Annotated in this window: 11 protein-coding genes; 1 reads left to right on the top strand and 10 read right to left on the bottom strand. The window is 52.9% G+C overall.

The features are described 5' to 3' along the window. Nucleotides 1-24: 24 nt before the first annotated feature. The 5 genes from WKR14_RS03595 to WKR14_RS03575 form a co-directional block, all read right to left on the bottom strand. Entirely contained in the window at nucleotides 25-1,242 is a 1,218-nt protein-coding gene (locus WKR14_RS03595; protein WP_339087384.1) for an aspartate aminotransferase family protein, read from the bottom strand. A gap of 305 nt (nucleotides 1,243-1,547) precedes the next feature. Continuing rightward, nucleotides 1,548-2,453, bottom strand: coding sequence for an alpha/beta hydrolase (locus WKR14_RS03590; protein WP_335923557.1), 906 nt, complete (start codon nucleotides 2,451-2,453; stop codon nucleotides 1,548-1,550). Nucleotides 2,454-2,490: 37 nt separating this feature from the next. Beyond that, the gene (locus tag WKR14_RS03585; RefSeq protein WP_101056776.1) at nucleotides 2,491-3,633 is read right to left on the bottom strand and encodes an HDOD domain-containing protein; all 1,143 of its coding nucleotides are present in this window, start codon (nucleotides 3,631-3,633) and stop codon (nucleotides 2,491-2,493) included. A 136-nt stretch (nucleotides 3,634-3,769) separates the two neighbouring features. Next, complete coding sequence (locus tag WKR14_RS03580; RefSeq protein ID WP_339087728.1) at nucleotides 3,770-6,250, bottom strand: S9 family peptidase; 2,481 nt, start codon at nucleotides 6,248-6,250, stop codon at nucleotides 3,770-3,772. A gap of 177 nt (nucleotides 6,251-6,427) precedes the next feature. Next, nucleotides 6,428-7,000: an aminodeoxychorismate/anthranilate synthase component II gene (locus WKR14_RS03575; RefSeq protein ID WP_339087383.1), complete on the bottom strand. Its 573-nt coding sequence runs from the start codon at nucleotides 6,998-7,000 to the stop codon at nucleotides 6,428-6,430. A gap of 168 nt (nucleotides 7,001-7,168) precedes the next feature. Between WKR14_RS03575 and WKR14_RS03570 the strand changes: the two genes are divergently transcribed. Beyond that, the gene (locus WKR14_RS03570; RefSeq protein ID WP_052657931.1) at nucleotides 7,169-8,299 is read left to right on the top strand and encodes a GGDEF domain-containing protein; all 1,131 of its coding nucleotides are present in this window, start codon (nucleotides 7,169-7,171) and stop codon (nucleotides 8,297-8,299) included. Nucleotides 8,300-8,343: 44 nt separating this feature from the next. On the opposite strand, the gene WKR14_RS03565 is transcribed toward WKR14_RS03570, so the two are convergent. From WKR14_RS03565 to petA, 5 genes are all read right to left on the bottom strand, one after another. After that, nucleotides 8,344-8,796, bottom strand: a complete 453-nt coding sequence (locus tag WKR14_RS03565; protein ID WP_025011320.1) for a ClpXP protease specificity-enhancing factor — start codon at nucleotides 8,794-8,796, stop codon at nucleotides 8,344-8,346. Further along, the gene (gene sspA, locus WKR14_RS03560) at nucleotides 8,796-9,425 is read right to left on the bottom strand and encodes a stringent starvation protein SspA (RefSeq protein ID WP_039035519.1); all 630 of its coding nucleotides are present in this window, start codon (nucleotides 9,423-9,425) and stop codon (nucleotides 8,796-8,798) included. Before sspA ends, WKR14_RS03565 begins: the two co-directional genes overlap by 1 nt. A gap of 95 nt (nucleotides 9,426-9,520) precedes the next feature. Then, nucleotides 9,521-10,216: a cytochrome c1 gene (locus WKR14_RS03555; protein ID WP_039035518.1), complete on the bottom strand. Its 696-nt coding sequence runs from the start codon at nucleotides 10,214-10,216 to the stop codon at nucleotides 9,521-9,523. Continuing rightward, a complete protein-coding gene (locus WKR14_RS03550) occupies nucleotides 10,213-11,430 on the bottom strand; it encodes a cytochrome b (protein ID WP_025011323.1) in 1,218 nt (405 codons plus the stop codon). Before WKR14_RS03550 ends, WKR14_RS03555 begins: the two co-directional genes overlap by 4 nt. Beyond that, the gene (gene petA, locus WKR14_RS03545) at nucleotides 11,430-12,020 is read right to left on the bottom strand and encodes a ubiquinol-cytochrome c reductase iron-sulfur subunit (RefSeq protein ID WP_039035517.1); all 591 of its coding nucleotides are present in this window, start codon (nucleotides 12,018-12,020) and stop codon (nucleotides 11,430-11,432) included. Before petA ends, WKR14_RS03550 begins: the two co-directional genes overlap by 1 nt. Nucleotides 12,021-12,200: the final 180 nt, after the last annotated feature.

Genomic DNA, 12,200 nt, shown 5'->3' with positions numbered 1-12,200 from the left:
TAAGTGGGCCTGGGCCCACGGGGATCAGGCGGCAACCACCTTGGCGACCGCTTTTTCAAAGCGTGCCAGACCCTCGGCAATATCACTTTCAGGGATGATCAAAGAAGGAGTAAAACGAACCACGTTGGCACCGGCCATCAGTGTCATCAGGCCACTGTCGACCGAGGCCAACAGAAACTCACGGCTGCGTCCCTGATACTGCTCATTCAACACGGCGCCGAGCAACAGTCCCTTGCCGCGTACCTCGGAAAACACCTGGTACTTGGAATTGATTTTTTCCAGGCCATCACGCAGCAGTTGCTCACGACGCTTAACGCCCTGCAACACTTCGGGGGTATTGACTAGATCAAATACCGCGTTGCTGACGGCGCAGGCCAGAGGGTTACCACCATAGGTGGAACCATGAGTGCCCACTTTAAGATGAGCGGCAATCTTGTCCGTGGTCAGCATGGCCGCGATGGGGAAACCGCCGCCCAGGGCCTTGGCCGTGGTGAGAATGTCCGGCACTATATCTGTCCCCATGTAGGCATACAGCTCGCCGGTACGACCAACGCCGGTTTGCACTTCATCGAACACCACCAACGCATTGTGCTTGTCGGCCAGTTCACGCACCTTGGCCAGGAACTCTGGAGTGGCGTTTATGATACCGCCCTCACCCTGCAGCGGCTCCAGCATGATGGCGCAGGTCTTGTCCGACACCGCGGCTTCCAATGCGGCAACATCGTTGAATGGCAGGTGTGTGATCCCCTGCGGCTTGGGGCCAAAACCATCTGAGTAGGCGGCCTGGCCACCCACGCTGACGGTAAAGAAGGTTCTGCCGTGGAAGGCCTTGTCGAAGGCTATAATCTGATCTTTTCCGGCGCCGAAATTATCCAGAGCATAGCGGCGGGCCAGTTTCAGGGCCGCTTCATTGGCTTCGGCACCTGAGTTGGCGAAATAGACCTTGTCGGCAAAAGTGGCGTTAACCAGTTTGGTCGCCAATGCCAGTGCCGGCTCATTGGTCATCACATTGGACAAGTGCCAGAGTTTTTCACCCTGCGCCTTAAGCGCCTCAACGGCGGCTGGATGACAGTGGCCCAAACAGTTAACTGCAATACCACCGGCAAAGTCGACATACTCTTTGCCTTCCTGATCCCAAACACGACTGCCATCGCCACGAACCGGGATAACGGGTGACGGTGCATAATTAGGCACCATAACTTCATCAAACTGGGCACGTGTCAAATTCATGTTTACACTCATTCCTTCTCATCCTTTGTGTTGTCGGCGGCTCTGTCGGCCACCGTTTTAAGCAGTTAATCTTTATTATTTGTGAGTAAAACTGCACTTACTTGTGTTGCTTAGGTGTCATTATTAGCGAAATTGTGATCAAAATACCAGTTTGATCAATATGCAGGAGCAATGCCTTGGCCTATAAGTGCATAAAGATCTGAGTTTGAGAATTAAGCAGGCAAATATCTGCCATTTAACGGCATAAATAGTCACAAAAAATCTCAACTGACACCGAATTCGTTAACTATTCACCTATTTTGAATAGTTAACGACAATCATAACAGTAGATTATTGCGTATAAAAGCAGCGATTTGGCCCCTGGCTTCCATGGCCTCGGGCAAGAGTTCAAATAGCGGAAAGACATGGGGCATATTGAGGTAGAAACCGGCTTCTATCCGGCCTCCGTCGCGCAATACCGCCTGTTGCAGGCGCTCGGCATCCTGCAACAACAGCTCACGGGTACCGGCCAGCAGCAAGATGGGCGGCAAGTCCTTAAAGCAACCATAAAGCGGCGAAACCCGCTCAGACATGGGGTTACTACCGGCGAGATACGCCCCCCTGAGTCTGAGCAGGGATTCAACGGTAAACAAGGGGTCGTCGGCCGCCAAAATGCGCTCGGTATCGCCTGTGATGCCGAGATCCAGCGCCGGAGACAGCAACACGCAGGCTCTCGGCAACGGTAACTCAAGCTGTTTCAGCTGCAACAACAGGCTCAAGGCCAAGTTGCCTCCGGCCGAGTCCCCCATCAGCACCAGTTTGTCCGGGTCACAATGCTCAAGCGTCATCCGATAAGCTTCCAGCACATCATCACAGGCCGCCGGAAACGGGTGCTCCGGCGCCAGACGATAATCGGGCACGTAACAATCTGCCAGACTGCGCTGCATGATATCGGCCAGGAAACGGGCATGGGCATGGGGGGTCTTGAAACAGAAGCCTCCGCCGCGGATATAAAAGAGGCTGACTTCTCTGGGTTGCGGCAGCTGGTAATGGATGAGCGGCGAGTGGCTCAACGGCCAGTGTTCGACCTTGAGTTCCGGCGGCCAGCCCAGCAAGCGACGATCCATCTCCAGCAAACGCTGACGAATAGCACTGAGTGGTACTTTGGCGCTGCCGCGACTGACCGATGGCCGCGCCACATAAGTTAACAACCGGTTCAATACCGAGGCTTGCCAACTGGGCATAGCTCCTCCATGGAAGGCCTACAGGCTCCGCAACGGCTTAAAGCAGCTCGGGTTTGCGGTAATTCTGGCCTTTGAGACGAATGAGTTCCTGTTCCGTGAGCTCATGATACGCCATCATGATCCGCCTGTCCCTGAATTCCAGTTGCCGCATCTCTTCCAGTAAAAAACACTTGGCAAAACAATCGGCTTTGGCCAGCACTGCCGCATTGGCTGACAACTGACTGAAGCCAAGGGCCGTGTCCCGCTCCTTGAGCAGAGTCACCATGGCCGCATCCGCAAACCCAAGCTGGGTTGGCAGTTGCCAATTGAGTGATAGCGCATGCTGCTTAACCAGGGAATAGACCAAGGCCGCGGGGAAATCACACAGGGCAATGGCATCATAGAGAGCCTTATCCCTGTCTCGACTCGCCTCTCTGAGCCATGAGCCGCGCAACTGCTCAAACAACTTGGCGCTCATGGAGAGCAGCACTGAGATCCCCAGTTGCTGCATCAGGGAAACCGCATGCAGCATAGGGGCATCCAAGTCATGCAACTTGGCCAGGGTTCTGGCAGCAATGCCCTGCACCTGCGAGAAACGCCATAGCTTGCGCACAGTCCAAAGCAGACTGGCATGGCCTGTGGGCAGCCAATAACGACAGCTGTAGTAAGGGACTAAAATGCGCAGATTCTCAACCCCGATATAGCTGAGCACCAACTTGAGATCTGTCAGCTGTACATCCAGATTCTGCGGCCTGCGAGCCCTGAATGAGGGACTGTTGACCAGAGAGCTCAAGTCTCTCACCAGCCAACTCTGCTCGGCAACGACCGGGCGAATGCGCGCCAAATCAAGCCTTGGGTGCAGCAATAACTCCAGCAGCAAGATCTGTTTATCTGTGATGCCTGCCAGGCGTGCCACCTCTTCGATGGAGGCCAGACGATTGCCGAGCTCTGCCGCCAGGGTCTCGATTAACTGAGCCGACACCTTCTGATAGAGCGCCTTGGCCTGTTGCTGCCTGGCGAGCCGTTCCAGAGTCGCCTCGCGTTCAACCTCAAGCTTGAAAGCCACCGCCTCCAGCTCAGGTTCAAGCTTATCGCCACCACTGTCAATGCGTTGCTTGCCCAGTATCAACTGCTGATACAGACGCTGCTCTATCTCTATTACACTGCCGGGTTTAACCCCACCCGCTACCGACAAGGCCAAAATGTTACCTTCCTGCCACGCCCGTGTCCGGGCCCTGTGTTTTTATGTTAGCCCCTTTATTGTTATATGTAGCGGCTTTATCAGCAATATCTTGATAGCAAAAAGAAACAGGCCTCGTATGAGGCCTGTAAAGTGACTATTTCAGCTCTTGTTCAAACAACTTATAGATACGGCGATACTCGTCCAGCCAGCTTGATGGCTGCCTGAAGCCATGGGGTTCCACCGGGTAGATAGCCGTCTCAAACATCGGTTTTTCCAGCTCTATCAGTCGCTGCACCAGGCGGACACTGTCCTGGAAGAATACGTTATCGTCCATGACTCCGCTCATGATCAGCAGCGGCTTTTGCAAACCCTCGGCATGGTAGATGGGCGAACTGCGTTCATAGGCAATGTGATCCACCTCCGGGGTATTGAGTATGTTCGAGGTATAGGGCGCATTATAGTGAGCCCAGTCGGTCACCGGCCGCAGCGCGGCGCCGGCCTGGAACAACTCGGGTTGGGTAAACAGTGCCATAAAGGTCAAAAAGCCGCCGTAAGAACCACCATAGGTGCCTACCCGCTTGGCATCAACATTGGCATGCTGGCTCATCCACTTGACGCCATCGGCCAAGTCTTGCACTTCCGGATGCCCCATATTACGGTAGATGGCGGTGCGCCAGTCGCGGCCATAGCCTTTGGAGCCGCGATAATCCATGTCCATCACCACATATCCCTGCTGTGCCAGCAGGTTATGGAACATGAACTCACGGAAATAACCGGAAAAACCATAATGGGCATTCTGCAGATAACCGGCACCATGATTGAAGATCACCGCCGGATATGATTCGGCGCGATCCTTGTCGAAACCTGCCGGCAGATACACCCTGGCATAGACTTCACCTGCGCCATGGCTGGAAGGCACGGCAACCACCTCAGGCGCCTGCCAAGGATAGCTCTTGAAGCTGTCGCTGGTGTAATGGGTCAGCTGGGTCAGCTCACCGCCTATGGTTTGAATATAGAGCTCATCCGGCCGGGTCAGGCTGGAGGCGGTCAACAGCAGCGAACGTCCATCCGGGCTCAGGCTGTAGTCAAGCACTCCATTCCACTGGGTCAGTTGTTCATCCTTGCCGCTACTTATCTCAACCCGATAAACATTGTACTTGCCGGGGTGTTCTTTGTTGGCCTTGTAGTAGATATAACGGTTATCCGGGCTCAGAGTGATGTCACTGACCACGAACTTGCCCGAGGTCAAAGCCCGCGCCTTGCCACCGAGCGGCTTGAGATACAGCTGCGAATAACCACTCTCTTCCGACAGGTAGTAAAGGGTCTCGCTGCCGGGTAACCAACCATACTGATTGTAGTCATAGTTGACCCAGGCATCGTCATGCAGTCTGTGCTCAGTGACTAGCTTGCCCTTGGCCAGATCGACACTGGCCAGCCACCGGTCTTTGTTGTCCACGGCTTCCAGCATTACGGCCAAGCGCTTGCCTGAGTCTTGCCATTGAATAGCGCTTTGGCGCCAGCCCCAATCCTGCATCAGTTGGATCTTGCGCGGGGCCTTTTTGCTTTCATAGCGCTCGCCTTTCGCCTTGGCGTTTTCGGCCTTGACCTCGGCCAACACATCCTGGTTGTAACCGAGCAAACCTTCGATGGTTATCTCTTTCTGACTCTGCTGCTGCAAGTCCAGCAGTACCAAGCGCTGCCCCGGTGCCTTGTCTTCAGCGACTCTGGCTCGCACGGGCACAGGATCGACATAGCCATCTTTGCCAAGATAGTTGGGCATGATGTCATGCTCGCCACGCCAGTTGTAGCTCTTGTCCTGCAACGCCAGCAGCACATAGCGGCCATCCGGCGACAGGCTCAGTTCCACCAACTGCTCACTCTCGCCCAGATACCAAGGCTTGGCCGACAGGGTCGGGTCTTCATTCTGTAACTGCTGCTGATATGTCTCCCGAGACTTGGCGTTTTCCTGCTGTTTGGCCACATAGCGGATCAGCTTGTGTTGCTCCTTGGCGAGATAAGTTTCCGGCTCTTGGGCCTGTGCCGGCTCTTTGGCCATCTTGATATCCGCGAGCTGCTCCACAAGGCCTGAGTCTGCATGCAATCTGAATATCTGCCCCGCCTGCCAATAGGCAAGATCGCCATTCGCTAAAAAACGCAGCCCTTCAACCTTGGTATTTTGTCGGGTCAACTGAGTGATCTCACCGCTATCGAGCGCCTTCACAAACAGGTTGCCTTGATAGATGTAAGCCTTGCGGCGCTTATCCGGGCTCAGAACACCGTCTCGTTGCGAAACTGTATGCAGTTCAGACAACGCCAGCTCCTGCGCCTGTTTGTCTGCCACTCCCTGACGATAGTAACTGCGCAGCACAGATGCACTCTGCTGGCGGGCGAACAGCACAGCGTGGCTGTCATCGCTCCAGTAGGCACCCTTGGGGGCGAGTCCCATCCAATCGGGATCCGCCATAATTTGATTCAGAGTTAACGGCTTGTCGGCCACAGGAGGCGCTGCCAAGGGTACTGTTTGGCTGGTGTTGGTGATCTCTTGGGGGGTGAGTTGCGGCTCAGTAGCGGCGCAGCCGCTGAGAACGGCCAGAGTCAAAACACTCAGACCGGCATGACGCATCAGGCTTTTCATCATCCTTCCTTTTTATAGTTATCTTGGCCGCCGGGAAGCGACATATGACAGAAAACAAGCGATTGCGGCCTGTTATACCATATTTGCCAGAGGATGTTGTTCTGCAAAAGCTGAAAACTTGTAAAGGCTTGTTAAGGATGGAGCCTTGGTACGAATCCAGGACTGACTCACTGCTCCTTAAGCCAGACGCAGAAAATTATTGAGCAGTTCAAGCCCCTGCTGGGTCAGAATGGATTCGGGATGAAACTGCACGCCGTAGAGGCGTTTCTCGGCATGGCTGATGGCCATGATTTCCCGCCCGTATACCGGGTCATCATACCAGGCATCCAGACTAAAGCCTTCAGGCACAGAGTCAATCAGCAGCGAGTGATAACGGGTCACGGTCAAAGGATTGGCCAGACCTTGAAACAGCCCACGGTCATTGTGACTGATTGCCGATGTCTTGCCATGCATCACCCGCTTGGCCCGAACCACCTTGGCACCAAACACCTGAGCCAGCGATTGATGTCCAAGACAGACGCCCAGGATAGGCAACTTACCGGCAAAATGTTCGATGGCGGCCAGCGAGATCCCCGCCTGATCCGGGCTACAGGGCCCGGGAGAGATCACCAGATAATCCGGCGCCAATTCGCGGATCTCATCGAGCCCAATCTCATCGTTACGCTTGATAACAGGCTGCAGCCCCAACTGCTGAAAATACTGCACCAGATTGAAGGTAAAGGAATCATAATTGTCGATCATCAGCAGCATTGTGGTCTCACCTTATCTTTCCCGGCAATTGCACGGTAAAGGTCGTGCAGGCGAGAAATGCTACCATACTGACGCACGGGGATCATACCGAAAGTCAGCCAACACTGGTTCAATAACCACGTTTGAATTAAGCTGATATTTCGAGTGGCTTATAAAAGTGCTTTGCCTATGCCCAATATGACCAGGTTGCTGAATTTTTTGCTGATGCTGGGGTGTGATAGATGCGCTATCAAGACCCGGGAGCGCAAAGTCATTCAGGTCAACTTGGGCGTACTGGTTTCCGTAACAACTATATTGCTGTTTATTTTGGGTTTTTATATCAGCGGTAACCAAGGCTTTATTCTTTCCGGCTTGAATCAGCTGCCCTTTGTTGCCCTGCTTCCTCTGGTGTTACTGCTCAACTACAAGGGAAAGTTCTTTGCCGCCAGGTGGTGTTTAATGTTGCTGTTGATGGCCGATGCCGCCACAGCTTTAATGACGGCCCAAGGTACCAGTATCAAAATCCACAGCTATTACCTGCTGTTTGCCATCATGTTGGTTGTACTGTTTGAGATCCGTGAATGGCGTTCCATCCTGATCCTGATGTTAGCCAATCTGGGGTTGTTCAGCTTCTTTGAGCTGCACGGCTGGCCATCCCACCCTGATATCGCCCTGCTTTCTACACACACTCTGGCCATTTTAAAGGCCTTGGTGATCTGCTCATGTATTATCAGCTCCTGCGCCATACTGCTGATCAGCGAAATGTATGCCGAGCGCGCCGAGCTGGTACTGCAACATCAGGCCGACACAGACACCTTGACCGGATTGCTTAACCGCCGCGCATTCATGCGCCAAGTCGCACTGCAAAGAGAGCAGCCGGGCTGCTGGGTGCTTGCCCTGTTGGATCTGGATTTCTTCAAGAAGATAAACGATAACTTTGGCCATGATGCCGGCGATGTCGCCCTTATTCATGTCAGTAAGCTGCTCAAGAAAGCACTCAAGCCTCAGGAGCGACTGGCCAGAATAGGCGGGGAAGAGTTTGCCTTGCTGCTGAGGCTGGATGAAACCGGGACTCAGGCCCTGCAGCAAAGAGGCGAGCAACTCCTTGAGTCCCTCAGACAACAAGGCCTGGAATATCAAAGCCATTACCTACAACTGACCGCTTCTGTTGGCCTGGCAACTCTCGATCCTGGAGATAGTGCAAGCGAGGCACTCAAACAGGCTGACAAGGCTCTGTATCAGGCCAAGATAAATGGTCGTAACCGAGTGGAGCTGGCCGGCACGGTATTGCAGCCGCTGAAAAGAAAAAGCCAGTCATAGTGACTGGCTTTTTGCAATGCTGTAGCTGAAGCGTCAACCCGGCTTTATTTAACCAAAGTCAGGTGGCCACGCCGTTTGGGCTTGTCTGCTGTAGGTTCAGTTTCGGCTTCAGTCCGTGGCTGTTCAACCTCTTCAACCACATTCAGCAGTGATTCCTCACCCTCTTCAAGCAGATAGGCGTCTTCCATATCGAATACTGTGCCGGCACCATTTTCACGGGCATAGATGGCAACAATAGAAGCCATAGGCAGCAGCACTTGCTGTGGCACACCACCGAAACGAGCATTGAACTCGACAAACTCGTTGCCGAGCTGCAGGCCACCGACAGCACTGCCGGCGACATTCAGTACGATTTGACCATCCTTAACATACTGCAGCGGTACCTGAATATCTGGCACAGTGGCATCCACTACCAGATGTGGGGTCAGCTGATTATCCATCAGCCATTCATAGTAAGCTCTAAGCAGATATGGACGACTTGGGGTCAAATCTTTCATCAGATACCCATGCGCATTTCGCGCTCGGCTTCGGTCAGAGAGGCCTTAAAGGACTCACGCTCGAAAATACGGTTCATATAGGCTTTGATATCTTTACCCGTGCGGTTATCCAATTCGATACCCAGCACCGGCAGGCGCCACAACAAGGGGCCAAGATAACAATCGGCCAAACCGAACTCTTCACTCATGAAGTAAGGCATTTCGGCAAACACAGGCGCGATAGACAGCAGGCTTTCCTGCAACTCTTTACGGGCCGCATCGGCGCGGTCACCCTTACGAATGCGATCAACCAGGCAATACCAGTCTGTATCGATGCGATGCATCATCAAACGGCTTTGACCACGGGAAACTGGGTAAACGGGCATCAGCGGCGGGTGCGGGAAGCGCTCGTCCAGATACTCCATGATAATACGGCTTTCGTATAACACCAGTTCACGGTCTACCAGCGTTGGCACTGAGTTGTAAGGGTTGAGTTCCAGCAGATCCTCTGGCATATCATTGGGATCTACCTGCAACACATCAACAGTTACCCCTTTTTCAGCCAATACGATGCGAACCTGATGGCTATAGAGATCATCGGCACCTGAGAACAGGGTCATGATAGAGCGTTTATTGGCAGCAACAGCCATTGATACCCTCCGGAATTGAAAAAAACAAATGTAAACGAGGGGCAATGCCCCCCGTTTACATTATGCGGATAATATATTCTACCCCTTTCTAAGGGTTAGTGTACATCCTTCCAATATTCTTTCTTGAGCAGGTATGCGATCACAAAGAATATGAACAGGAAGCCGAGTACCCATTTACCCAGGTTTTCGCGCTCCAGTTTAACCGGCTCAGCCGAGTAAACCAGAAAACCGGTAAGGTCGCGAACAACCTGATCGTACTCTTCCGCAGACAGACTGCCACCGCTGACGGTGATGCTGCCATCTTCCTGCTTAACCGGCATACCTTGCAGGCCTTCCAGCACATGCGGCATACCGACAGACGGGAACACTGTGTTGTTCACGCCAAAAGGACGACTTGGGTCTTTGTAGAACCCTTTGAGGTAGGAATATACCCAATCTTCACCCCGGACACGGGCTACCAGAGTCAGGTCCGGTGGCGCGGCACCGAACCACTTGGCCGCATCTTTGGTTTCAATTGAGTTTTCCATCAGCTCGCCGATCTTGGCATCTGTGTGGATCAGCTTGCGCATCTCATCGACAGGAATATCCAGATCTTCGGCGACACGCTGGTAGCGCTGATATTGAGTGCTGTGACAACCGGCACAGTTGTCTTGAAACAACTCTACACCACGACGCAGCGACTCTTTATCTGTCAGATCAATATTGGCATCTTCCAGGTGCACATTGTGACCACTGGCGGCAGACACCATACCAGGCACAAAGGCAACCAAAGCAATCAATAACTTTTTCATTTGAATGTCACCCTTTCTGGTACTGGCTTGGTCTTTTCACTCTTGCTGTAGATGAACAACAGCAGGAAGAAACCGAAGTAAGTGAAAGTAAAGATTCGGGCAACAATGGTCAGTGTTGGTGTCGCAGGTACCGCACCCAGGTAACCCAGGACGATAAAGGACACGGCAAACTGAGCAATGTTCAGCTTGTGAATCATGCTGCGGTAGCGAACCGACTTGACCTTACAGCGATCCAGCCATGGCAACACAAAGAGTACGGCAATCGCCAGACCCATCATAACTACACCACCCAGCTTGTCCGGTACGGCCCGCAAGATGGCGTAGAACGGAGTGAAGTACCATACAGGCGCAATATGCTCAGGCGTCTTCATTGGGTTAGCAGCTTCGAAGTTAGGCTTCTCGAGGAAGTAACCACCACCTTCAGGCATAAAGAACAGCACGTAGCAGAAGACAATCAGGAAGCCGGCAACACCCATGATATCTTTTACAGTGAAGTAAGGATGGAATGGGATGCCATCAACAGGCCAGCCATTTTCATCTTTGTTCTTCTTGATTTCGATACCATCCGGGTTGTTGGAACCCACTTCATGCAGCGCAATCAGGTGCAGGAATACCAGTACCACGAGTACCAGAGGCAACGCGATAACGTGCAGAGCGAAGAAGCGGTTCAGGGTTGCACCTGAGATCACATAGTCACCACGGATCCACAGGGTCAAGTCATCACCGATAACCGGAATAGCACCGAACAGTGAGATAATTACCTGGGCGCCCCAGTAGGACATCTGGCCCCATGGCAGCAGATAACCCATAAAGGCTTCGGCCATCAGCACCAGGAAGATCAACATACCGAACAGCCACAGCAGTTCACGAGGCTTCTGGTAAGAACCGTAGAGCAGGCCACGGAACATATGCAGGTAAACCACCACAAAGAAGGCCGAGGCCCCAGTGGAGTGCATGTAACGCAGCAACCAACCGTACTCGACATCACGCATGATGTATTCGATGGAGGCAAATGCGCCTTCGGCGGTAGGCACATAGTTCATGGTCAGCCAGATACCGGTCAGCAGCTGGTTTACCAGAACCAACAGTGCCAGAGAGCCGAAGAAATACCAGAAGTTAAAATTCTTGGGGGTGGCGTACTGACCAACATGGCGGTTATAAGTTGCCGTCATAGGGATACGCGCATCGATCCAGTCAATTATATTCTTAACCATTATGCAGCTCCCTGGTCTACGCCGATGAGCACGTTACCATCATCAATGTATTGATGTGGGGGAATCACCAGGTTCAGTGGAGCAGGTACGCCCTGGAAGACGCGACCGGCCATATCGAACTTGGAACCGTGACATGGACAGAAGAAACCTGAAGTCACACCTTCAACCTGCTCTGCAAAAGAGTCTGGCAGGTAAGTAGGTGAACAACCCAGGTGAGTACAAATACCTACGGCAATAAAGTACTCAGGCTTAATAGAACGTACGCCATTTTGGGCGTAATCAGGCTGCTGTAGTTCGTCAGAAGCCGGATCCCGCAATCTGTCATCGTGGGTGGGGAGCTCATTAAGAACTTCCTCGGTACGGCGGACAATCCATACGGGCTTGCCACGCCATTCCACACGGATCAGCTGACCTGGCTCTAGCTTACTGATATTTACTTCTACCGGTGCACCTGCAGCTTTCGCTTTGGCACTCGGATTCCATGACTTTATAAAGGGAACCGCTACAGCGACGGCACCAGCACCGCCCACTACGGCGGTTGCAGCTGTCAGGAATCTGCGACGTCCGGTATCGACTGGCGCATTGCTCATCCACTTATCTCCCAGAGGGTGTTGGAATTTTTGTTTTTCAAGACTTTAGGCCTCTTAGTTCTCACTAAAGGGAAAAGCCGAATTTTGAGGCGGGGCTCATTATAGCGAAAAATTAGAAGCAGATCATAGTCAAAAGACATAAGTTGGTTAAGGAGATTACAGTTTTTTAGCCGCCTGGGT

Origin of the sequence: Shewanella chilikensis (assembly GCF_037953065.1) — a bacterium.
Taxonomy (GTDB): domain Bacteria; phylum Pseudomonadota; class Gammaproteobacteria; order Enterobacterales; family Shewanellaceae; genus Shewanella; species Shewanella chilikensis.
This window is presented reverse-complemented; position numbering and strand designations above follow the sequence as displayed.